Here is a 21,663-nt window from a genome sequence, read left to right as displayed (position 1 = left end):
CGTTAAAGATGCGGATAAACGCCCGGACCAATGGGCAGACCCAGCAAATACCACCCCACCAGCATCAGCAGCCACACGACGAAAAACACAACCGGATACGGCAGCACCAGTGAATAATAGGTACCCAGTTTCGCCTCTTTGTTGTACCGCTGGAGAAACCCGAGGAACAGCGGCACAAACGGTGACATGGGCGCGAGCGGGATCACCGACGAATCCGCAACGCGGAATACGATTTGCGCAAACGCCGGATGAAAACCGAGCAGCATAAACATCGGCACGAAAATCGGTGCGAGAATCGACCAGATTGCTGAGCCGCTGGCGATAAACATACACAGCAACGCCGACAGGAAAATCAGGCCGAGGAACGCCGGGATACCGGTCATGCCTAAGTTTTCCAGCACATCGGTCAGCCCGATCGCCATAAATTTCCCCATATTGCTCCAGTTGAAAAATGCCACAAACTGGGAGAGCGGGAACACCATCACGATAAAACCTGCCATGGATTTCATCGGATCCACCAGCAAATCCGGCACATCACTGGCACTGCGGATCTGTTTTGTTACCATGCCGTAAGGCACAGAAATCACGAAGAAGAACAAAATAATCAGCGGTACGATGCCCTGAATAAACGGCGAAGGGATGATACCGCCGGTTTTAGGATTGCGCAGCGGTGCGGCTTCCGGCACCACCAGCAATGCCACCAGTGCGATAAACACCAATGCTGCAATACCGCTCGCCATCAGGCCGCGATTCTGTTCCGGTGTCAGTTTTTTCATCTCTTCGTTACGCTCGCCGTGATACACCGGCAGGCGCGGTTCAACGAATTTATCGGTGAGAATGGCACCCACAATTGTCAGCACAATGACGGAGGCAGCCATAAAGTACCAGTTATCGATGACGCTCACCTGAACCGCCGGATTAATCGCCTTCGCGGCCTCGGTACTGAGCCCCGACAGCAACACATCGGTAGTCACAATCAGCAGATTAGCCGTGAAACCGCAGCCGACGCCGGCGATAGCCGCCAGTAAACCGGCCACCGGATGACGCCCGACCGCGAGGAAAATTAACGCGCCCAGCGGCGGCATCACCACCAGTGCGGCATCAGACGAAATATGGCTGAAGAAGGCGATAAAAATCACCATATAACTGGCGTAACGGGCATTGACTTTGGACGCCATTTTGTACATCAGGCTTTGCAGCAGCCCGACGCGCTCCGCCAGTCCGGCACCAATAACCAGCGCCAGAATCGAGCCGAGCGGGGTAAATCCGCTGAAGTTTTTAATGACGTTCGGCAAAATCCACTGAATGCCTGTCACACTCAGCAGGTTTTTTACGTGGATGACATCACCGTTAGTCGGGTTCACCGCCGTAATATTCAGCCATGAAATTACCGCACTGGCGACCATCAGCACGGCGATCAGATAAACAAATAACAAAAACGGGTTGGGAATTTTATTCCCGACACGTTCCACCCAATGAAGAAATCCTCCCGGACTCCGGCCGGAATCTTGCGCCTGAATACTCATCTGTTAACCCTCTGTCATGTTTGTCTTTTTTATATTTATGCCGCGTATTTGCGCCGGAACGGGGTGCGAATACGCGGTGTACTCATTCGGGATTTATTTCAACGGCGACGGTTTCACGCCAGCCGGGATCGGGCACTGATAGGGACGTCGTGCACGTTGTGCATCACGCTCTTTCTGACAGGCCGCCAGTAAATCCGGCCGGGAGAACAGGTCTATCGCAGTTGATGACATGACTTTTGCCGCCAGGCACATGCCTTTATGGGCAATGGATGTACGTCCCTGTGACACGATTTGCCAGGTGTGCAGCGGCGATCCCACAGCAAAACACGGGCTGAAGCATTGCGCCGTCGGCACCAGCCAGCTGACATCGCCGACATCCGTTGAGCCGTAGAGGATATTGCCGTTCGGGGCATACGGAGCAACGCGGTCAGTCAGCGGGGAATGGCGCAGGGTGTCGGCGAATTCCACGCCTTCCGCGCCGCTGGTGCGGGAGATATTCAGCAAATTGTTATCGATATCCTGTTCGCTCAGCGTGGCATGAATTGATGCCGCAAACGCCCGCTCTCCGGCGGTGTAATGCGGTGTGCCAAACGCCTGCACGTACTGATACATCGCGCTTTCCAGTGTGCGGTTGGGCACGTAGTTGGAACAGGCTTTATCAAAGCGCATCGACATCTGCGTGCCGGTCATCAGCGCTGCGCCTTTGGCGATATCCACTACGCGGTCAAAAATTGCCTGCGCCTGATCCATTTGCGGTGCGCGCACCAGATACAACACTTCGGCATCGGCCTGCACCACGTTTGGCGAAATTCCCCCCGCGTTGGTGATGGCGTAATGCAGGCGTGCTTCCTGAATAATGTGCTCGCGCAGGAAATTCGAACCGGTGTTCATCAGCGTCAGGGCATCCAGCGCGCTGCGGCCAAGGTGTGGCGCGGCAGCGGCGTGTGAGGACACGCCTTTAAAGCTGAACGACGCCTGAATATTGGCCAGCGTCTGATTGCTGAACATGCCGCTGTAGGTTTCCGGATGCCAGGTCAGTGCGGCATCGACATCATCAAACAGCCCTTCGCGGGCCATAAACGTTTTACCGGAGCCGCCTTCTTCGCCCGGACAACCGTAAAAACGTACCGTACCCGGAATTTTTTCACGTTCCATCCAGGCTTTCACTGCCAGCACACCACCGAGTGCCGCCGTGCCGAGCAGGTTATGACCACAGCCGTGGCCGTTACCGTTTTCCACCTGTGGCTGCGCCACATCGCAACCGGCTTTCTGGCTTAAACCGGCCAGTGCGTCGAATTCGCCAAGCAGGGCGATCACGGGTTTGCCCTGGCCGGAACTGGCGATGAATGCGGTTTCCATGCCGCCGGCACCGCGTTCCACGCTAAAGCCGCTGGCTTCCAGTTTGTCGGCCAGCAATGCTGAGGAGAACGATTCCGCGAAACGGGTCTCCGGATGGTCCCAGATTGCATCACTGATTTCTGCCAGGGCAGGTTGCTGGTTATCAATAAAGTCGTTGATAAAATTGACGATATTTTGTTGTGTCGCCATTAAATATCCCCTTTGAATTCAGCGATATTCAGTGCCAGGGCCGCCAGCGTTTTGATGCCCTGAGATATCACTTTCTCATCGAAATCAAACAGTTCATTGTGATGACCAGCGCTCAGATCCGTGCCAAAAATGACATAAGAGGCTTCACCGCCACGGGCTTTGACGCGCTCCATCATGTAAGTGGCATCTTCTGAACCGGCAGCCCCTTCCTGATGGTCAATAATCTGTTCGAACTCGCCGAGTTTTTCTGCCTGACGGTGAATGTAATTTACCCAGGCAGGCGTTGGTGTGCTGCTTTGCGCCGCACCCATCAGTTTGATGTCGAATTTCACCTGATGCATTTCGGCTGCGCCGGAGATAACTTTCAGCGCCTGCTGATAAATAAAATCATTTACTTCATTGGTGGAACCGCGTGTCTCGACTTTCATCATGGCGGTGGACGGCACCACATTGCGCCCGGTGCCCGCCTGCAACACGCCGACATTCACCCGCGAGCTGCCGCCGCTGTGGCGTGGGATAGCATGCAACCCCAGCGTGGCCTGTGCCGCCGCCAGCAGGGCGTTGCGCCCGTCTTCCGGTTTGCCGCCTGCATGCGAAGCCACGCCGGTAAAGTGCACATCGAGCTTGGTTGTCGCCATGAAAGTATCGTTACCGCACACAATGTGATTAGCCGGTACGCCGGTGCCGATATGTACAGCGGTAAAATATTGCACATCGTCCACCACCCCCGCCTCAACCATGGATTTTGCGCCGCGCGTGCCTTCTTCGGCAGGCTGGAAAATCAGCTTGATGGTGCCGCATAACTGATCGCGCACCTGCATCAGCACTTCTGCCAGCCCGAGGCCAATGGTAGTGTGGCCATCGTGACCGCAGGCGTGCATCATGCCGTTATTGGCCGAAGCAAATCCTTCCCGGAACGGGCGGTGTGCCTCGTCCAGGACTTCGCATAAATCCAGCGCGTCCATATCCACACGAAAACCCATCACCGGGCCGGGACGACCGGTTTCCAGCGTCGCGACAATACCGGTGAAACCGCCGGAGAAATGTGGCATCCAGCGGGCAATCGCCCCTTGTTCCAGAGCACGCCGCTCTTGTTCGGCCAGCACAGCGGCGGAAGGCAGCCCCATACGCGAATCCGCGTCAATGACTTCTTTGCCCAGTTGCAGTGAATAACCCAGTTTTTCCAGCCGATCGGCCACCAGCGTGGAGGTACGAAATTCCAGCCAGCCGGATTCGGCGTATTTATGCAGGTCACGGCGTTGCTTTTGCAGGGAAGGAAACAGCTTTTCTACACGTTCAGAAATCTCATTAACCATCACAGACTCTCTTGTTGACACAGACATGCAGGCTTTCCGCGCAGCGGCAGAAAGGAGGAAATCAAAGCGTTGGGAAGTGCAGAGCCGCACGCAGAAAGCGGCGAAAGGCGGCCTTATAAGATTTTTAATGTACATAAAGCGTTCGGGGCATATAAGATGCCAAAATCTTTTTAGTGATAATCAGGGGTTATCAAAGAATCTCATGCCATCACAAATAAAAATGCATCAGTTGCGGGCGTTTGTTGCGGTCGCACGTCAGGGCAGCATTCGTGCCGCCAGCCGGGTGCTGAATCTTTCGCAGCCCGCGCTGACTAAATCGATTAAAGAGCTGGAAGAAAATCTGGGGACGAAATTATTTGTCCGCCGCCGTCAGGGTGTGACGCTAACTGATTGTGGTGACGCGTTTTTTAAACACGCCAGCCTGATTCTGGAAGAGCTGAGGGTGGCGCAGGAAGACATCACGCAGCGTCTCGGCGGCACCAGCGGCAGGGTAAATATCGGCGTGGGTGCCAGTATTGCCCGCACCATCATGCCGGAAGTGATTGAGCGTTTTCACCGCGAATTTCCCGATGTGAAGGTCCGGATAGCCGAGGGACAACTGGTGTCGATGATCCCCGAGCTGCGACAGGGCGAGCTGGATTTCACCGTGAATACCTATTATCACGGCCCTTTTGATAACGAACTGTTATATGAAAAACTTATGGATAAAGAGTATCGGGTGGTCGCAAGACGCGGCCATCCGATGCAGAACGCCCGCTCGATGCAGGCGCTTTTACATTGCGACTGGACGATGCCGACGCCACGCGGAAGTTATTATAAATTGCTCAGCGAAATGTTCAGCGAAATGGATACCGAACCCAATATCAGCGTGATTTGTGAAACCTTTATGTCGTGCACCAGCCTGATCGCCAAAACTGATTTTCTCAGCATATTGTCCGTTGATGCGATTAATGATCCGGTGATCGGTCAGAGCCTGATCGCGCTAGATCTCGATCTGTCACTGCCGAAAGCCACGTTCTATCTTATTCAGCGACGTGATACCACACTCACACCGATGGCCGCGCACCTGGCGCATCTGTTTCGGATGTATTGCCGCTGATGTCGATATTTCGACAAAAAAACACCTGTTTTAATGATTTATCGGGCTTTTTTGGGAATATTGCCCGTTATCGGGCTGGCTTATCCGCTTTACACTGACCCTCACAGGAAATAATAAACTTCCTATATTGTTGAGGTCATATGCGCCAGTCCGACATTGTTGCTGAAGTCAGTAACGACAAACAAACCCTGACCGCGCTGGTCGAGCAGGACAACCGCGTGGTGTATTTCTATATTTTCGCCCGCGAAGATTTGCGTGACCGCTTTCCGAAAATGCGCGCCTGCTGGGTTCGCAATCTGGTGCCCGCACCGGCGAACGATGATACCGACGCGATGGAGCAGGGGATTGCCCCGATGCTGGCGGCGCAATATTGCCGCAATCTGGAAGGCGAAGCACCGCTGGATCCGGCCCAAATCCAGATCCTGTGGAATGAAAGCGATGACGGCGCGGCATTGTGGTATCAGGGATTGTTGCTGGCAGTGATCCCCGGCTGGAGTTTGTATATCGATCATTCGGTGTGTTATTCCGCCGGTTGCATTAAACAGAATCCGCTGACCTTCCCGCTGGGTTCAGCCTCGACCAATACGCAATGTGAGCTGGCGGAAAAAACCCGTCTGTTCTGGCGCGACTGGCAAAATGAATTCAGCAATCCGTGGCCGAAAATCCAGCGCAAGCTGCTGGAATCCTACGAAGCCCGCTTTGGCCCTTCACTGAAATATTATCTGATTAACCAGGGGCACTGGCCACCGATGGCGATTTCCCAGCATGAAGATGAAGAAAATTATTACTTCTTCACGGTTGGCATGAGTATCCGTCCGATGCCGCAAGTCGATATTATTTTCAATGATGAGGCTGAAAAACACCGCCGTATTGAGCTGGCTTTTTCGGTCGGCAAAGAATATGTGACAGAAGAAAATGCCGTGCAGATGGCCAGTGCGTTATCCGGTTATGCGCAGATCCCCTGGACGACGCTCAGCTGGCTGGGTGAAGGTCACACCCTGATGTCACCGATGGCACCGCTCGGTTTTGAAGGACACGTCATTTCCTCGGCGTTATGCGGTCCGGCAGACAAAATGCGCCTGCCGGAAATCTATGGTGATCCGGTGAATCAGTTTTGGGTCAGCCCGGTGTTCACCAGTGAACTGGCGTTTGCACAGGCCAAACCGAATGGCGGTTTTGAGCTGGTGTCCGCGATGATCGAAAACGATATCGGGTATGTGTTTGCGCCGAGAAGCGCGGTGGTTTGATGACACTCTCTCAGTTTTCTAACCGAGAGGAGTAAGAATACCGATCTGCGCCCTCCCCCTTCGCAGGGGGAGAAGCAAGAAAATCCTTTCCTTCGCGGGGGGAGGAACAAGGCAAAAACCTAAACTGGTTTAACTTCCTGCTGAAAATCCTCAGCATCCACATCATATCCCGACGGTTCCCAGCGTACCGCTGTCAGCACGATTAAGCCCGCCAGTGGCGCTAACGCGATCACCCAGAACACGCCGGTGCCGAGTGCTGCGGAAAGTACCGGGAACAGGAACAGCGAGACCGTCGAGCTGCCGCGCATCAGCGTCTGGTTGAAGCCGACACCCATGCCGCGCAGTGATGTCGGGTAGCTCAGTGACGCAAAGGTCATGGTGTGCGATCCCGGGCCGAAGCCCTGACCGAACAGGAACAGTGCCAGCATGGCGATGGAAATTGCTGCTTCACCGCCATCTGCCGGGCGACCGACCAGTGCCAGGCCGATCATCGCGACCAACTGACAGGCGTAACCGGCATAGGTCATTTTCCATGCACCAAATTTCGAGACATACCGCACCGCAATCAGGCCGCCGACGAAGGCGAAGCACAGGTTCAGGCCGAGCGAGAACAGGATAGTGCTGATCATCGATTGTTGCAGGAAGCTGGATAAGATAACCGGTAGCCCGAAAGCCACCGCATTATAGGCAAAGGATGAAGCCACTGCCGTCACGGTCGCCAGCACAGTGCGGCGCAGATAAATACCCTGCAACAGCGTACCGTAGTTACGCCATGCGGCTTTGCGCACTTTCACCTGCGGTGCTTTGTCCGCATCTTCAGCCACGACTGCGTGAATGTTGTAAGACTTACGCAGGATCGCCGCAGCGCTTTGCAGGTCACCCTGATTGGCAGCCCAGACCGGCGATTCATTCATATAGCGGTGACGGATAGCGATAATCAGAATCGCAGGCACCGCGCCGAAACCGAGGATCAGACGCCACAACCAGTCGGTATGCGTCGCGGGCAGCACCGCGTAAAGCAGCAGCACCAGCAGATAGGAGACGCTGATCGCCGCGTACCACGTCGGACACCACATTGCCACGCGCGAGGCTTTATTGCCGCGGCCCTGCAGTTTTGAAAACTCCGCCAGAAATGCCATCGCCACCGGTAAATCGATGCCGACCCCGAGACCCATCACAAAGCGTGATCCGCCGAGAACCCACTCATTGGGTGCAAAGGCACAGGCCAGAGCGGCAATGACGAAGAAGAACATATCGGCCATAAAGACGCGGTAACGGCCGATTTTGTCGGTCAGATAGCCGCCGAAGAGTGCGCCCACAATCGCCCCGAAAGTAATCGCCGAGGCCACAAAGCCTGCGCCGGAAGGTGTCAGGCCGAACTGGCGGGTGATATCTTTCATCCCGAAGGCCAGCGCACCGAGGTCGTAAGCGTCGAGGAAAACGCCGCCCAGTGCGATAGCAATCACGATGCGCGCGTCGCTGATTTTCGCTGCGCCGCGGTTCACTAACTGAGTAATATCGGCAGCGGAACGAATCACCACCGGCTGGTCAGTCGCCGTGTCGGCTGCGCTGTAATCCCCTGAAGAGGCGGTCTGTGAGGCCGCAATTAAGTCAGACATTGTTGTGTTTACGCTTTTTGACAAAAAAGCCAGCATAGAGGCGAGGTGATACCGGTCACAAGTCCTGATTAAGCATTGCATGAAAACAAATGGCTATAACTTAAAACCCAATGATCTAAGCGTATGTCAGCCAGTATAAAATCGTGCTGGTCACGTTACCGCCACCGGCCAGACCCGCCGGCACGTCGCCTCAGCGATTTCACGGATAAGCTTCGTACATTTCGGCATTTTACCCGGCTATCACCGCCTGCTTTTATAGATCACCATCCATTCCCCTGCGCAAAATTGGACTATTCTTGTTAGCAGCTTGTTTTCACAAACGAAAGTTTTCACCGATGAAAGCAGATTGAATGACGGAGCAGTCGCCGGGCGACAAAACCAACATAACCCGATAAGAGGATAGAACATGACTGTAACAACTGGGCGAGTACGGGGATTTTCAGTGGCAGCACTGGCGCTGGTATCTGCATTAAGTTTCAGCGCACAGGCCGCTGATGATGCTGTGCGTGTCGGTTCAAAAATTGATACCGAAGGTTCGCTGCTCGGTAACATAATTATCCAGGTGCTGGAAGCGAACGGCATCCACACCACCAACAAATTGCAACTGGGAACGACGAAAGTGGTGCGCGGCGCTATCACCGCCGGTGAAATCGATATCTATCCTGAATACACCGGTAACGGCGCGTTCTTCTTCTCTGATGATAAAGACCCCGCGTGGAAAAATGCGCAGGCTGGTTTCGATAAGGTTAAAAAGCTGGATTACGATCAAAACAAAATTGTCTGGCTGAGCCCGTCTCCGGCCAATAACACCTGGACTATCGCTGTGCGTCAGGATGTGGCGAGTGCGCACAACCTGAAATCTCTCGGTGATTTAGGCAAATACATCAGCAGCGGTGGCGATTTTAAACTGGCGGCCTCGGCAGAATTTATTGAGCGCCCGGATGCCTTACCGGCCTTTGAAAATGCCTACGGTTTCAAACTCAGTCAGGCACAGTTGCTCTCCCTGGCGGGTGGCGATACGGCGGTGACCATCAAAGCGGCGGCGGAACAAACCTCCGGTGTGAATGCGGCGATGGCCTATGGTACGGATGGCCCGGTGGCGGCACTTGGCCTGCAAACGCTGGAAGATCCAAAAGGTGTGCAACCGATTTACGCACCAGCGCCTGTCATCCGCGAGGCGGCGCTGAAAGCGCATCCGAATATTCCTGATTTGCTCAAACCCGTTTTTGCCTCCCTTGATACTAAAACGTTGCAGGGCCTGAACGCGAAAATCGCCGTTGACGGACAGGATGCGAAAAAAGTGGCTGCGAAGTATTTGCAGGAAAAAGGTTTCGTTAAAAAATAACCGGGCAGTGACGCCCTGAGCACGATCTTCGGATCGTGCTCTTTGATATCAGGTAATGCTTTGACTTATCACTCACCCGTCAAAAACCGCGTCCTGCTGACGTTGGTTTTGCTGCTGTTGCTGGCCGGTTTCGGTCTGGCTTTCGTCAGCCATGCGCCTAACCGGCTGGTGTCCGGTAAAGGCATTTCGCTGGCGAGCCTGTTGCAGGGCTATTCTGTGTTACTTCTGCTGCCTGCCGCGTTGCTGCTGATTTGTGCCTTTCTCACACTGTATGGCCGTCATCATTTACTGGTGATGATGCTGGCAGAAATTCTGCTGACCGCCCTGGTCTGGCTGGCAGGGCACAGCGCATTACAACTGTCTGGCGGCAATGAAGACAGTATCGCACGCACTTCGCTGGGCGGCGGTTTCTGGGCCGGCGCAGCGCTTTGTCTGCTGATCGCGTCCGATGCTATTTCCCGTTTTACCCGTAATCACAGCCTGCGCATTTTGCTCAATGTGCAGATGATTGTGCCCGTGATTTTGCTGCTGGCGTACGGCCAGCTCGCTGAGCTTTCGTTGCTCAAAGAATACGATAACCGCTCCGATGTGTTTAACGACGCACTGTGGCAGCATCTGGGCATTTTGTCTGGCACGCTGGTGCCTGCTGTGTTGATTGGATTGCCGGTCGGTTTGCTCTGTCACCGCCAGCCCCGCTGGCGCGGGCCGGTATTGTCGGTACTGAACATTATTCAGACCGTGCCATCGATTGCACTGTTTGGTTTGCTGCTCGCGCCGCTGGCGGGGCTGGCAAAAGCGCTGCCGTGGCTGGCGGAGCACGGTATCAGCGGTATCGGGCTGGCACCGGCGATTATCGCGCTGGTGCTGTATTCGTTGTTGCCGCTGGTACGTGGTGTGATTGCCGGTCTTGAGTCAGTGCCGGAAGCGGTGACTGAATCCGCGCGCGGCATGGGCATGAACCGCGCACAGGTCTTTCTTCGTGTGCAGATGCCGATCGCCTTGCCGGTGATCCTGACCGGTATCCGCATTGTGGCAGTGCAAACCGTGGGTATGGCAATGGTTGCGGCGCTTATCGGCGCGGGCGGACTGGGTGCCATCATGTTCCAGGGGTTGCTCAGCAGCGCACTGGATCTGGTATTACTCGGGGTGATCCCGGCGGTACTGATGGCCGTGGTCGTCGACAGTATATTTAAATTCGCAGTTTCAATTCTGGAAACCACACGCAGATGATCCATTTCAAGCAGGTTAGCAAACACTTTGCCGGAAAAGCGGTCGTGCGCGATCTCACGCTGGAAATGGCCAAAGGCGAATTCACCGTGCTGATCGGCACCTCCGGTTCCGGGAAATCCACCACACTCAAAATGATCAACCGGCTGGTGGAGCACGATCGCGGGGAGATTTTGTTTGCCGGAGAACCGATAGAAAAATTCCGGGCGCAGGATTTACGCCGCCGGATGGGGTACGCCATCCAGTCCATCGGGCTGTTTCCGCACTGGACGGTGGAAGAAAACATCGCCACTGTGCCGCAGTTGCTGAAATGGCCGAAAGCGAAAATCCGTGACCGTGTGACCGAACTGCTCGAACTGCTCAGTCTTGACCCGAAACAGTTCCGTCAGCGGTATCCGCACCAGCTTTCCGGCGGCCAGCAGCAGCGCGTTGGTGTGGCGCGGGCGCTGGCGTCTGACCCGGAAGTGTTGCTGATGGATGAACCCTTCGGCGCGCTCGATCCGGTGACCCGTGCTACGTTGCAGGAAGAAGTGGCTCGTATCCATAAAATCACTCACCGCACCATCGTGCTGGTGACACACGATATCGATGAAGCGCTGGCGCTGGGTGACCGCATCGTACTGCTCAATGACGGGCAGGTGGTGCAGCAGGGCACGCCGCTGGAACTGCTGACGCAACCGGCGACGTCATTTGTGCGCGATTTCTTCGGTGGCAGCGACATGGGGATCCGTTTGTTGTCGCTGTGCGAAGTTGGCTCACTGACGCGACGCGGCGAGCCGTATTCCGGCAGCCAGCCTCCGCTGACCGAAAATATGAACCTGAGTCAGGCGCTGTCAGCCTTTGTCGCACAGCAGGTTCAGCAATTGCCGGTGGTTGATGAGCAGGGGCAGCCGCTGGGCGTGCTGCATTTTGCAGATCTGACGGCACCCAGGAGCGGCGCATGAAACAGACAGTAGTGCGGATTATCACCGATCCTTTACTCTGGCTTTTCGCGCTGTTACTGGCGCTGATTTTCGGCATGACGTCGCTCGGCGGCCTGTTCCACTGGATGTTCCCGGCACTCAGCAGGCCGGTGTATCAGCAGGAAAGTTTCGCCGCGCTGGTACAGGCGCATCTGTTGCTGGTGGGGATTTCCAGTCTGATCGCGGTGGTGATTGGCGTGGCGGCGGGCGTCGGTGTGACGCGTCCGGCAGGCAAAGAATTCCGCTCTCTGGTGGAAACGCTGGTGGCCATGGGGCAGACCTTTCCGCCGGTTGCGGTGCTGGCCGTGGCGGTGCCGGTGATGGGGTTTAGCGAAAAACCGGCGATTATTGCGCTGGTGCTTTACGGGTTGTTGCCGGTTTTACAGGGGACGATTGCCGGTATTGAATCGGTCCCGGCGTCGGCGCGCGAGATTGCGCAGGGCGTGGGGATGAGCCGCTGGCAGATGCTGCGAAAAGTGGAAATTCCGCTGGCGGCACCGGTGATTATTTCAGGGATCCGCACGTCCGTGATTATCAATATCGGGACGGCGGCAATAGCCTCGTCGGTCGGTACCTTGAGCCTCGGCTCGCCGATTATCATCGGCCTGAGCGGTTTTAATACCGCTTATGTATTGCAGGGCGCGGTGATTGTCGCACTGCTGGCGATTTGTGTGGATATGCTATTTGAACGCTGGAGCCAATGGTTACAACGCTGGCAGCAACGGTCAGTGGGCAAATCAGTTCGCTGATGCCGGCGCTGGTGCAGGCACTACTGAAGGGGCGTCGCTGTCGCTGACCGGTTTAGCGTCGTCCTGAATCACCACCGCATAACCGGCAACCATCACGCCACCAATTGCGCCGATTGCCATCAGACCAAACAGCGCGATAAATAATTTTTTGCCAAGCGAGTTCATGTAAGTACCTCAGGATTTTGAACGGGGAATTATAAATCGTTTCCTCACCCCTGCAACAGACTATTCATGCTGTGATTACTTTTAGGGGGGATGCCATCGCATTTTTCGTCATATACAGAAACTTTTTAACAACATTTTGACGCGATCGCACAGATTTCCTTGCCGTTATTCGCGCCAATAGCGTTAACTGTCTGCCTTCGTTATCACGCTAATAAGTTATTCCTATGACTGGTTCTGCTACCCGTTCTCTGCTGCCACTGATCGCTGCACTTTTTGCACTGTATTTTATCTGGGGTTCTACCTATTTCGTCATCCGCGTGGGCGTAGAAAGCTGGCCACCGCTGATGATGGCCGGGCTGCGTTTCTTCCTCGCCGGGTGCATTCTTTTTAGCTTTCTGTTGTTACGCGGGCATAAAGTGCCGGCGCTTAAACAGTGGATGGCCGCCGGTGCGGTGGGAGTTTTGCTGCTCTCGGTCGGTAACGGGCTGGTGACGGTGGCTGAACATATGCAGGTGCCGTCAGGCATTGCTGCGGTAATGGTCGCGACCGTGCCGCTGTTTACATTGTGCTTCAGTCGTCTGTGGGGTATGCCCAACAGCCGCCTCGAGTGGACCGGTGTCGCGATAGGCCTGTTCGGGATCGTGCTGCTCAATACCGGCAGCAATCTGGTAGGCAACCCGTGGGGTGCGGCGCTGATCCTGCTTGCCTCGTTAAGCTGGGCATTCGGTTCGGTGTGGAGTTCGCGTCTGCCGTTACCAAAAGGCTTAATGGCCGGTGCAGCAGAAATGATTATTGCAGGCGTGGTGCTGCTGGTAGCCAGCCGGTTCAGCGGTGAACATCTGACGGCAGTCCCCGGGATGAGCGGTTTTCTGGCGCTCGGTTATCTGGTGGTATTTGGCTCGATGATTGCCATCAGCGCCTATATGTTTTTGCTGAAAACCGTCCGACCTGCCGTGGCCACCAGTTATGCCTATGTGAACCCGATTGTGGCTGTTCTGCTGGGCATCGGCTTCGGCGGCGAATCCCTCTCACCGGTCGAATGGGTGGCGTTAGGTGTTATTCTCTGCGCGGTATTGCTGGTGACGCTGGGAAAATTCGTGTTCGGGCGCAGGAAGACTGAGATTAAAGAAGTGAAGGTTTAATTCTCCCCTTTGCAGGGGAGGGAGCCGATCGAGCTTACCTCACTGCTTCTCAAAGAAGATTGTCACCCGCGCGACTTCTACGCCGAATTTTTTCAGCGCGGTGACGTTAAACAGATGCTGCTGATCCTGCTGGTAAATCCAGTCATCGAACGTCAGACGATAGGTGCTGCCGCCTGATTTCACATCCATCACATATTTCCAGTTAAAGGCATTGCCGGCGGATTGCCCGGTGGCGGTGCCGATAATGTCGCCTGCCGTACCGGTATAACTGCCGTCCGCCAGTTTGCGGATACGCCAGATGCGGGTCTGTTTCTCACCATCGTCATACACAAAATTTTCATGCAACGTCAGCGTATCACCCGCCACGTCACCGTGGATTCTCGCCGTGAAACGCCGGGTTTGTTTGTTACTGTGATCCTGCACCATGCCGTAGGCGATGCTGTCACCGGCGAACCAGGTGAAAATATCCAGTTTCGGTTGCGCCTGTGCGTAATCCTGAATATTGGCTTTGCAGCCGGTGAGTAACAGCATACCGCCGACGACCAGCGTGACAAAAATCTTGCGCAGAACAGTCATAAAACCTCCATAAGATGCCATTAATCGGGCGCGGATGCGCCGGTCAGCTTACTGCGTAAATCAGGATACTGCGTGGCAGGCGAGAGCCAGATTGCCAGAAAGGCATCGCGGAATGCCGGGCTGAAAGGCCGTCCCACCGGCGTACTCAGCACGCTGTTGGCGGGCTGGCTGTAAAACTGGCCGCCTTTTTCAGTCGCGACAAACACGATTTCACTGCCGTTACTGACATCCGGCCAGGTGTTTTGCACCGCGTCCGGCCAGCCATTTTTTTGTGCCTCTGCCAGTATGCCCAGAGCCTGCCATTGTTCTTCGGTGGCTTTGGTCAGTTCCTGATGATCAATGCTGCGCAGATATTCAATCACCAGCGCCTGCGGCCATTTTCCGGTCTGATATTTACCGTCAGGTGTCAGCAGTTGCGAATGATAAACCTCAAAAGGCCCCCAGCTCAGGGTGGCGCGTCCGACCTGTTGCCATGCCCCCCATGGTGTGGCAGCCAGGGCAGAGAAAGACATCATCAGCGAAAGTGCTGCCAGCAATAGGCGTGTCATCGGGTTTTCCGTCCTGTGTTATGGCTGAGCAGTACCGGCAGGCTGATCAGCGGTAAGAATATCGCCCAGCCTGTTGCCAGCAGCAGCCAGACATAAACGGGTGTAGCGAGAAGTTGCATGGCACCGAGTTGCATTCCCAGGTAATAGGCCAGCGGGCCACTGACCGCGCCGAGGGGTATCAGCCAGTACCACGTCAGCCGTAAATTGCTGAGTAACCACAGCCACCAGGCGCTGAAGCCCAGCCATAACGCCATCATCCACGGTGGGACGGCGGAAGAACCCGTAAATTCAAACAGCCCCAAAATGCACCACAGCGAATCCATTATGATGCCCAGCGTGCAGGCAACGGCGACCCATAACCGGCGTTTTGCTGGCGTAAACGCCAGCATCAGAAAACTGCTTAACAGCAGGAAGAGGATAAAGCGCCCGCGCCCCCACACGGCCAATGTCCACCAGACGTCAAAGCCCAGTGTCAGCAGCCAGAAGCGCAAAGATTTCATCCGCGTCGCTCGGCAACAAGCTGAACGGTGCTGATGGTGCGGGCACGGAAACCTGCCTCGCAGTAGCACAGATAGAACAACCACAGGCGGCGGAAATATTCGTCCTGCACTCCGTCTGTCTGCGTGCTCCAGTAGCGCTGAACCCGTTCCCGCCATTCATGAAGCGTACGGGCGTAATCGGAACCGATATCGAACAGATCACGCACCACCAGACTGGTGCAGCGGGTCATCGCGTCATTCATGGCAGTAATGGAAGGCAAAAAGCCACCGGGGAAAACATAACGCTGAATAAAATCGACATTACGGCTGTAGGCGGCATAACGCTGGTCTGCAATAGTAATTGCCTGAATGGCCATCCGCCCGTGAGGTTTGAGCAGCGCGTTACAGCGTTTGAAAAAGGTGGAAAGATACTGCTTGCCGACCGCTTCGATCATCTCTATCGACACCAGTTTGTCGAACTGACCCCGCAATGAACGATAATCTTCAAACAGCACCGTCACGCGGTCACTCAGCCCGGCCTGTTCGATCCGTTCACAGGCAAAGCGATATTGTTCGCGGGAAATGGTGGTCGTGGTCACCTGACAGCCGTATTCCCGCGCGGCAAATTCGGCCATGGCGCCCCAGCCGGTGCCGATCTCCAATAAATGATCGCCCGCTTTCAATTGCAGCTGTTCACATAAACGGCGCATCTTGGCTTCCTGCGCCTGTTCCAGGGTCATCTGCGGTTCCTGATACCAGGCCGATGAATAAAGCATCTTCTCATCAAGAAAACCCTGGTAAAAATCGTTGCCCAGGTCGTAATGGGCTGAAATATTTTTACGCGCCTGTGACAGACTGTTACGGCGGAAAAAATGAACGATTTTTTTGGCTGGCGTACTCAGCCAGCTGAGGCGTGCTTCGAGTTTGTCGACCAGCCTGAGGTTCTCGGCCAGCAGTTGCAGAACAACGGTCAGATTGGGCGTTGTCCAGTCGCCATCAATAAAGCTTTCACCGGCGGCGACGCTGCCACCCAGCAGTACACGACGGTAGGCACGCAGGTGCCGGATGTCGATTTCACCCTGTAATACCGCAGTCGGATCGCCAAATAATATTGCCTCCTCGCCGGGTTCCCGCAGGGTCAGGCCGGCACCCTTGAGCTGCTTTAGTACACCAAGAATCAATGCGCGTGCCGCCTTGCTGCGCCTGTTATTCGCCCTGTCACGGGCGAGCTGCATTTCAGGTTGACTCATGGTCAGTCCTTATCAACGGGAGGATGAGAATAAACGGGGGCCCGTTTCAGCCACAGTTTCAGCGCCTGCCAGTAAATGGTCAGTGCGGTTTTTGCGGTCATAAGAGGCAGTCGCCACAATTGCTGACGCAACGCCGTGCGGGTCAGCGGACGGGCTGTCAGTGAAAGGGTTGCATCGAATTCCCGTGTCTGGCGGTGATTTTCGATAGTGATATGCAACTGCTTTCCCGGCGGTGTCAGCCGCCAGTGATAGACCATGTCCATCGGATTAAAAGGCGACACATGAAAGGCTTTCGGCACCGGTTGCGAACCGTCAGGGAGGACGGCATAGGTGTGGCGCTCGTTCCAGGGTGTATTACGCACCTCGGCCAGCATCCAGCGCAAAACACCCTGCTGATCATAGAGATAGTAAAAATTCACCGGATTAAAATAGCAGCCGAAATAGCATAACTGACACAACAACATCACCCGTCCGTCCGGGCGTTCGCCGGTCAGTGCTTCAATTCGCGCCTGCGCTTTGGTTTTGATATCACCGCCGCCGAGATAATCTTTGCGGCGAAAACTGGCGGCGGAAAACCGTTCGAGCTGAATACCTTTTGCAGGTAACTGATCCAGTTCATCCAGGTCAATCAGCGGCATGAAAATATCGTAGTCGAAACGGTGTTCAACCGGCGTAAACCGGCGATGGCGCACCGTGCCGACATACAACTGGCTGTTCATGACGCTTCCTGTTTTTCATGCTCATTGTGTAACCGGCCACTGAAAAGTTGCAGGTTGAGTTTCTCCGCTACGTCACGCGCGCTGTTAACGCCGTCTTCATGAAAGCCGTTGTACCAATAGGCCCCGCAGAACCAGGTGCGGTTGTGACCATTGATCCGGTAGCGTTCCTGCTGCGCGTGATGACTGGCGAGATTGAGAACAGGATGCATGTAGGTGGTACGGAACAGAACCTTGTTTTCATCAATCGGTGTCAGCGGGTTGAGTGACACACAAAAAGTCTGCGGTGCGTTCAGTCCCTGCAAAATATTCATGTTATAGGTCACACTGGCACGGCGATGGTGTGCTGCATTACTGTCGCGCATATCTGCGCGGTCCGTCAGATGCAGTGAATTGGGCAACTGATAATTCCAGCTCGCCCAGGCGCGTTTTTCCCGTGGCAGGAGATGTGTATCAGTATGCAAAATGACATCATTGCTCTGATAAGGCAGGGCGCTGAGAATGCTCTGCTCATCTGCGCTGGCGTTATCACCCAGAATCGCCAGTGCCTGATCGGAGTGACAGGCAAAAACAATCTGATCAAAATGCGCCTCGCCGTACGGCGAGTGCAGCGTCACGCCGGCAGGCGTGCGTATGACGTTACTGACCGGCGCATGCGTGAGCAGCCTGACGTTGGCCGGAAGTTTTTCCTGCATCCGGCGGATATATTCCCGCGACCCGCCGGGTACCACCATCCACTGCGGGCGGTTGCTGACGTCCAGCAGCCCGTGATTATCGAAAAAGCGCAGGAACATCGACAGCGGGAATTCCGCCATATCGCTCAGCGAAGAAGACCAGATGGCCGCCCCCATCGGCAGCACATAATGCAGGGCGAAAAACGGCGTGAAACCGTTTTGATCAAGCAAATCAGCCAGCGTATCTTCGTCATTGTGCGGGTTCAGCAGGCGTGCTTTGCACAGTTTGTTAAACCGCAGGATCTCAAGGATAAACCGCCAGAATTGCGGCCTGAACAGATTGCGGCGCTGGGCAAACAGGCTGTTCAGCGAGTGGCCGTTGTATTCAAGTTTGTTAACCGGATTGCGTACGGAAAAACTCATTTCCGTCGGCTGGCCTTCAATGCCCAGTTCTTTGAGCAGGGCAATAAAATGCGGGTACGTCCGCGAGTTATAGACGATAAAACCGGTGTCGATGGCGTATTCTTTTCCGTCGGAAATCACATCCCGCGTGGCAGTATGTCCGCCTAACGTTTCCGCGGCTTCAAAGACGGTAATCTCGCAGTCTGGCTGACTTTTTGCCAGCAACCACGCACAGCTCAGCCCTGAGATCCCACTGCCCACAATCGCGACTTTTGTTGTCATTTTATTTCACCATTTTCCGGCATAACCTTTGTTGCAGACTAACGGGCAGCAACGAAGCTACCTTGAGTAAACGAACAAAAAGCGGGGGGAAAGCAATTTCATTGTCACCGCGCGCCAGTTTTTTACGGATATGCTTTGAGGCTTGCGTGACGCTTACCATCATCGGCATCGGGAAATCATTGCGCGATGTCAGCGGCGTTTCGACAAACCCCGGCTGGATCAGGGAAATGTGAATCTGACGTTTCGCCAGATCAACCGCCAGAGAACGGGCAAAAAAGGCCAGCGCGGCTTTGGATGCTCCATAAGCTTCACTGCGTGCAAATGGCAGCAACCAGGCGACGGAACCCACCAGTGCCACCCGACTGCCGGGTGCTAAGCCGGGCAGCAGGGCATCAAGGCAATTGACCGGACCGGTAAAATTGGTGTTCATCACCCGCATGACTTTTTCGGCATCGACGACGCCATTGTCGAGATATTCGCAGGTGCCGGCGCAAAGAATCGCTAAATCGACCTGCCGGCCCTGCAGGGCCTCACGGGTTGCGTGTAAATCAGTGATATCAAAACGTAGCGGGATGATGAGCGGGCTGGCTGCGGCGACCGCCATCAGCTTTTCCTCATCGCGCCCACAGGCAATGACTTCCCAGCCTCCGGCGGCATAATCCTGCGCCAGTTGTTTTCCGATACCTGAACTGGCACCGGTAATCAGCACGCGGCGCATTATTTCAACCTGGCTTTGACAGCGCGTACGGCACTGCCGAGCACCGGAACGTGTTCATACAACATTGCACCGAGATCGTAATAATCGCGCTGATAGATAATGCGGTTTTCATTCATACGCAGATGGCTTGCGCCGTTAAGGAACATCTCCTGACCCTTTTTCAGTGCCGGATGCGAAAATCCCATCTGCCAGAACAGTGAGGCTTCATCGCCCTGAACCAGCGGAGGCTGGATCTCAAAACGGCAGTAATTCACTTTTTTAAGCAGTTGCGCAAAATAGTGTTCCAGCGCATCAACGCCTTCGTAATGCGATACCGGATCGATAAACACTACCTGCGGATGATAAATGCGTGAAAGCTGCGGCAGGCGGCTGGTGTCGAGATAGCTGTAAAACTCGCACAGCTGCGCAAGAACATCGGCGGATAGGGTGGTCTCAGGAAAATGTTTAATCATTATTTTTTCCTTGCTGAGGGACTGGCACGATATGAAGACCGGCATGACGGTCATCCTCATGCAGGTGCTCGCCGGACTCATCTTCCACTACGTCTGTTTCTTCTGCCCCCAGCAACACGGCGGTACTGCCCAGCAGGACTATCGACAAACCCTGTTCCACCCAGTTCAACAACCGCTGGCGCTGAACCTGTGTCAGACGGCCTTCAGACCACAACAGAATTTGTGAACCGCTCAGGTTTTCCAGGTAAGGTTCGCTGAGCTGAACCGGCAATATCTCGATCTGCAATCCTGCCTCGCAACGCACAATGGCTTCGAGCCACAACTCGGTGCTGTCCACCTGACCCCAGCCGACCAGGGTGGCCAGCGGGCCGGGACGTTTACGCGCCGCGTTCATGCTCATCACCGAATGTTCAATGATCAGGCCATCGAGCTGGCTGCGTAACATCAGCAGTCGTGAATCGCCGGAACTCAGACGCGCACGAAGCGGACGAAGCACATTATTCACGAATGCCGCCGCCGGATATTCACGGCCACACTCCATCATCAGCTGACGAACTTTCTGCGGGCGGCCGTCCTGTAAGGCGGTGAGCAACTGATGTTCTGACTGTGACCAGCCGCCGGGTAGCGCATCCACTTTGCCTTCCAGCAGCGATTTCACCTGTCCGACCGGAATGCCGCGATTGATCCACCCCAGGATGGTGCGGATGGTATCCAGATCATCATCATTAAACAGACGATGACCGCCTTCCGTGCGTTGCGGCTTCAGCAGGCCGTAACGCCGCTGCCAGGCACGCAGCGTGACCGGGTTGATACCACAAATTCGAGCGACTTCGCCGATGCTATACAGAGACATAATTCAATCCAAAATATTCATACCACTTATAAGCTAACTCTAGCGCCAGATTTCAAACTTGTACAACTTTATTATTTTTGTACAACTTGTCTCATTCTTTTGGGTTACAGGTTTTTAACTTGCAATATTCTCACATCAGAGATATTTTCCCTTTATTGAGATTTTGCGGCAGGACAACAAATGGACGCAGGGCAGGAGAGTCATGACCGCCGGCTGGCGGAACGGCTGACGGCATTGCGCGTCAGTCAGGGCTGGTCACTCGAACAACTGGCGCAGCTGACCGGCATCAGCCGCGCAACGCTTTCACGCGTAGAACGGGCAGAAACCAGCCCGACCGCCTCGTTACTTGGCAAACTGAGTGCAGCTTACGGGCTGACGATGTCCCGTTTGCTGATGGCGCTGGAAGATAATCCGCCGGAGCTTATCCGCGCTTCACAACAACCGGTCTGGCATGACCGGCAAACCGGCTTCGAGCGTCGTTCTGTCTCCGCGCCGGCACCGGGATTTCGCGCCGAACTCATTACCGGCGTGCTGAAAGCGGGCGCGACTATCTCGTATGATTCGCCGCCGGTAGAGGGCCTCGAACAGCACATCTGGCTGCTGGAAGGCGTACTGGAATTCACGCTCGATAGCCGTAGCTACCGGCTGGAAGCGGGCGACTGCCTGCGTTTTCATCTCCACGGCGCGTCTTCTTTTCACGTTCCCGGCCCGGCTGATGCACGTTACGCCATTGTTATTTCACGTCCTTAATGTCTGATGAGAAAGGTT

General features: G+C 55.0%; 21 protein-coding genes and 1 pseudogene. 8 read left to right on the top strand and 14 right to left on the bottom strand.

The features are described from left to right. Positions 1–2 precede the first annotated feature (2 nt). The 3 genes from abgT to ETV65_RS05680 form a co-directional block, all read right to left on the bottom strand. Complete coding sequence (gene abgT, locus ETV65_RS05690) at positions 3–1,526, bottom strand: p-aminobenzoyl-glutamate transporter (protein ID WP_129951912.1); 1,524 nt, start codon at positions 1,524–1,526, stop codon at positions 3–5. A gap of 93 nt (positions 1,527–1,619) precedes the next feature. Further along, on the bottom strand, positions 1,620–3,074 hold the full coding sequence (locus ETV65_RS05685; RefSeq protein WP_129951911.1) for a M20 family metallopeptidase: 1,455 nt from the start codon (positions 3,072–3,074) through the stop codon (positions 1,620–1,622). Beyond that, positions 3,074–4,390, bottom strand: a complete 1,317-nt coding sequence (locus ETV65_RS05680; protein ID WP_129952146.1) for a M20 family metallo-hydrolase — start codon at positions 4,388–4,390, stop codon at positions 3,074–3,076. Before ETV65_RS05680 ends, ETV65_RS05685 begins: the two co-directional genes overlap by 1 nt. 202 nt (positions 4,391–4,592) lie before the next feature. Here ETV65_RS05680 and ETV65_RS05675 point away from each other — a divergent pair, with 202 nt between their 5' ends. Both ETV65_RS05675 and ETV65_RS05670 read left to right on the top strand, forming a co-directional pair. After that, entirely contained in the window at positions 4,593–5,489 is an 897-nt protein-coding gene (locus ETV65_RS05675; protein WP_129951910.1) for a LysR family transcriptional regulator, read from the top strand. 140 nt (positions 5,490–5,629) lie between these two features. Further along, positions 5,630–6,736, top strand: a complete 1,107-nt coding sequence (locus ETV65_RS05670) for a suppressor of fused domain protein (protein WP_129951909.1) — start codon at positions 5,630–5,632, stop codon at positions 6,734–6,736. Between the two features lie 119 nt (positions 6,737–6,855). On the opposite strand, the gene ETV65_RS05665 is transcribed toward ETV65_RS05670, so the two are convergent. Then, complete coding sequence (locus ETV65_RS05665; RefSeq protein WP_129951908.1) at positions 6,856–8,355, bottom strand: MFS transporter; 1,500 nt, start codon at positions 8,353–8,355, stop codon at positions 6,856–6,858. Positions 8,356–8,761: 406 nt separating this feature from the next. On the opposite strand from ETV65_RS05665, the gene ETV65_RS05660 reads away from it, so the two are divergent. The 4 genes from ETV65_RS05660 to ETV65_RS05645 are packed head-to-tail and all read left to right on the top strand — an operon-like array spanning position 8,762 to position 12,638. Next, the gene (locus tag ETV65_RS05660; protein WP_129951907.1) at positions 8,762–9,700 is read left to right on the top strand and encodes an ABC transporter substrate-binding protein; all 939 of its coding nucleotides are present in this window, start codon (positions 8,762–8,764) and stop codon (positions 9,698–9,700) included. A 60-nt stretch (positions 9,701–9,760) separates the two neighbouring features. Next, positions 9,761–10,930 carry an ABC transporter permease gene (locus tag ETV65_RS05655; protein WP_129951906.1) on the top strand — a complete coding sequence of 390 codons (1,170 nt, stop codon included), beginning with the start codon at positions 9,761–9,763 and terminating at the stop codon, positions 10,928–10,930. After that, positions 10,927–11,871: an ABC transporter ATP-binding protein gene (locus ETV65_RS05650; protein ID WP_129951905.1), complete on the top strand. Its 945-nt coding sequence runs from the start codon at positions 10,927–10,929 to the stop codon at positions 11,869–11,871. Before ETV65_RS05655 ends, ETV65_RS05650 begins: the two co-directional genes overlap by 4 nt. Then, entirely contained in the window at positions 11,868–12,638 is a 771-nt protein-coding gene (locus ETV65_RS05645; protein WP_129951904.1) for an ABC transporter permease, read from the top strand. Before ETV65_RS05650 ends, ETV65_RS05645 begins: the two co-directional genes overlap by 4 nt. A 63-nt stretch (positions 12,639–12,701) precedes the next feature. Here ETV65_RS05645 and ETV65_RS25360 read toward each other — a convergent pair. Then, a pseudogene (locus ETV65_RS25360) lies at positions 12,702–12,803 on the bottom strand (hypothetical protein); the annotation flags it as partial. A gap of 224 nt (positions 12,804–13,027) precedes the next feature. Between ETV65_RS25360 and yedA the strand changes: the two are divergent. After that, the gene (gene yedA, locus ETV65_RS05640) at positions 13,028–13,945 is read left to right on the top strand and encodes a drug/metabolite exporter YedA (protein ID WP_129951903.1); all 918 of its coding nucleotides are present in this window, start codon (positions 13,028–13,030) and stop codon (positions 13,943–13,945) included. A 39-nt stretch (positions 13,946–13,984) separates the two neighbouring features. Here the strand turns inward: yedA and ETV65_RS05635 are convergent, their stop codons facing one another. Genes ETV65_RS05635 through ETV65_RS05595 form a run of 9 tightly spaced genes read right to left on the bottom strand, consistent with a single transcriptional unit; the run spans position 13,985 to position 20,895 of the window. After that, on the bottom strand, positions 13,985–14,521 hold the full coding sequence (locus ETV65_RS05635) for a DUF3833 domain-containing protein (RefSeq protein ID WP_129951902.1): 537 nt from the start codon (positions 14,519–14,521) through the stop codon (positions 13,985–13,987). A gap of 20 nt (positions 14,522–14,541) precedes the next feature. Then, the gene (locus tag ETV65_RS05630) at positions 14,542–15,069 is read right to left on the bottom strand and encodes a hypothetical protein (RefSeq protein ID WP_129951901.1); all 528 of its coding nucleotides are present in this window, start codon (positions 15,067–15,069) and stop codon (positions 14,542–14,544) included. Then, entirely contained in the window at positions 15,066–15,569 is a 504-nt protein-coding gene (locus ETV65_RS05625) for a DUF2878 domain-containing protein (RefSeq protein ID WP_129951900.1), read from the bottom strand. The genes ETV65_RS05630 and ETV65_RS05625 overlap by 4 nt, the downstream gene beginning before the upstream one ends. Next, positions 15,566–16,798, bottom strand: a complete 1,233-nt coding sequence (locus ETV65_RS05620) for a cyclopropane-fatty-acyl-phospholipid synthase family protein (protein WP_129951899.1) — start codon at positions 16,796–16,798, stop codon at positions 15,566–15,568. Before ETV65_RS05620 ends, ETV65_RS05625 begins: the two co-directional genes overlap by 4 nt. A 2-nt stretch (positions 16,799–16,800) precedes the next feature. After that, entirely contained in the window at positions 16,801–17,517 is a 717-nt protein-coding gene (locus tag ETV65_RS05615; RefSeq protein ID WP_129951898.1) for a DUF1365 domain-containing protein, read from the bottom strand. After that, complete coding sequence (locus tag ETV65_RS05610; protein ID WP_129951897.1) at positions 17,514–18,872, bottom strand: FAD-dependent oxidoreductase; 1,359 nt, start codon at positions 18,870–18,872, stop codon at positions 17,514–17,516. The genes ETV65_RS05615 and ETV65_RS05610 overlap by 4 nt, the downstream gene beginning before the upstream one ends. Before the next feature lies 1 nt (position 18,873). Continuing rightward, positions 18,874–19,590 (bottom strand): SDR family NAD(P)-dependent oxidoreductase, encoded by a 717-nt coding sequence (locus tag ETV65_RS05605; protein ID WP_129951896.1) that lies wholly within the window; start codon positions 19,588–19,590, stop codon positions 18,874–18,876. Further along, on the bottom strand, positions 19,590–20,042 hold the full coding sequence (locus ETV65_RS05600) for a nuclear transport factor 2 family protein (RefSeq protein ID WP_129951895.1): 453 nt from the start codon (positions 20,040–20,042) through the stop codon (positions 19,590–19,592). Before ETV65_RS05600 ends, ETV65_RS05605 begins: the two co-directional genes overlap by 1 nt. Then, complete coding sequence (locus ETV65_RS05595) at positions 20,035–20,895, bottom strand: MerR family transcriptional regulator (RefSeq protein WP_129951894.1); 861 nt, start codon at positions 20,893–20,895, stop codon at positions 20,035–20,037. Before ETV65_RS05595 ends, ETV65_RS05600 begins: the two co-directional genes overlap by 8 nt. A gap of 180 nt (positions 20,896–21,075) precedes the next feature. Here ETV65_RS05595 and ETV65_RS05590 point away from each other — a divergent pair, with 180 nt between their 5' ends. After that, entirely contained in the window at positions 21,076–21,645 is a 570-nt protein-coding gene (locus ETV65_RS05590) for an XRE family transcriptional regulator (RefSeq protein ID WP_129951893.1), read from the top strand. The last annotated feature ends 18 nt before the right edge of the window (positions 21,646–21,663 follow it).

Origin of the sequence: Rahnella sp. RFA10(1/100) (assembly GCF_004195115.1) — a bacterium.
GTDB lineage: Bacteria > Pseudomonadota > Gammaproteobacteria > Enterobacterales > Enterobacteriaceae > Rahnella > Rahnella perminowiae.
This window is presented reverse-complemented; position numbering and strand designations above follow the sequence as displayed.

Coding starts and splice junctions, on each gene's coding strand:
- ETV65_RS05685 (WP_129951911.1), bottom strand. CDS start 3,074: ATGGCGACACAACAAAATATCGTCAATTTTATCAACGACTTTATTGAT.
- ETV65_RS05665 (WP_129951908.1), bottom strand. CDS start 8,355: ATGTCTGACTTAATTGCGGCCTCACAGACCGCCTCTTCAGGGGATTAC.
- abgT (WP_129951912.1), bottom strand. CDS start 1,526: ATGAGTATTCAGGCGCAAGATTCCGGCCGGAGTCCGGGAGGATTTCTT.
- ETV65_RS05600 (WP_129951895.1), bottom strand. CDS start 20,042: ATGATTAAACATTTTCCTGAGACCACCCTATCCGCCGATGTTCTTGCG.
- ETV65_RS05680 (WP_129952146.1), bottom strand. CDS start 4,390: ATGGTTAATGAGATTTCTGAACGTGTAGAAAAGCTGTTTCCTTCCCTG.
- ETV65_RS05645 (WP_129951904.1), top strand. CDS start 11,868: ATGAAACAGACAGTAGTGCGGATTATCACCGATCCTTTACTCTGGCTT.
- ETV65_RS05670 (WP_129951909.1), top strand. CDS start 5,630: ATGCGCCAGTCCGACATTGTTGCTGAAGTCAGTAACGACAAACAAACC.
- ETV65_RS05620 (WP_129951899.1), bottom strand. CDS start 16,798: ATGAGTCAACCTGAAATGCAGCTCGCCCGTGACAGGGCGAATAACAGG.
- yedA (WP_129951903.1), top strand. CDS start 13,028: ATGACTGGTTCTGCTACCCGTTCTCTGCTGCCACTGATCGCTGCACTT.
- ETV65_RS05590 (WP_129951893.1), top strand. CDS start 21,076: ATGGACGCAGGGCAGGAGAGTCATGACCGCCGGCTGGCGGAACGGCTG.
- ETV65_RS05615 (WP_129951898.1), bottom strand. CDS start 17,517: ATGAACAGCCAGTTGTATGTCGGCACGGTGCGCCATCGCCGGTTTACG.
- ETV65_RS05605 (WP_129951896.1), bottom strand. CDS start 19,590: ATGCGCCGCGTGCTGATTACCGGTGCCAGTTCAGGTATCGGAAAACAA.
- ETV65_RS05610 (WP_129951897.1), bottom strand. CDS start 18,872: ATGACAACAAAAGTCGCGATTGTGGGCAGTGGGATCTCAGGGCTGAGC.
- ETV65_RS05635 (WP_129951902.1), bottom strand. CDS start 14,521: ATGACTGTTCTGCGCAAGATTTTTGTCACGCTGGTCGTCGGCGGTATG.
- ETV65_RS05650 (WP_129951905.1), top strand. CDS start 10,927: ATGATCCATTTCAAGCAGGTTAGCAAACACTTTGCCGGAAAAGCGGTC.
- ETV65_RS05630 (WP_129951901.1), bottom strand. CDS start 15,069: ATGACACGCCTATTGCTGGCAGCACTTTCGCTGATGATGTCTTTCTCT.
- ETV65_RS05595 (WP_129951894.1), bottom strand. CDS start 20,895: ATGTCTCTGTATAGCATCGGCGAAGTCGCTCGAATTTGTGGTATCAAC.
- ETV65_RS05660 (WP_129951907.1), top strand. CDS start 8,762: ATGACTGTAACAACTGGGCGAGTACGGGGATTTTCAGTGGCAGCACTG.
- ETV65_RS05675 (WP_129951910.1), top strand. CDS start 4,593: ATGCCATCACAAATAAAAATGCATCAGTTGCGGGCGTTTGTTGCGGTC.
- ETV65_RS05625 (WP_129951900.1), bottom strand. CDS start 15,569: ATGAAATCTTTGCGCTTCTGGCTGCTGACACTGGGCTTTGACGTCTGG.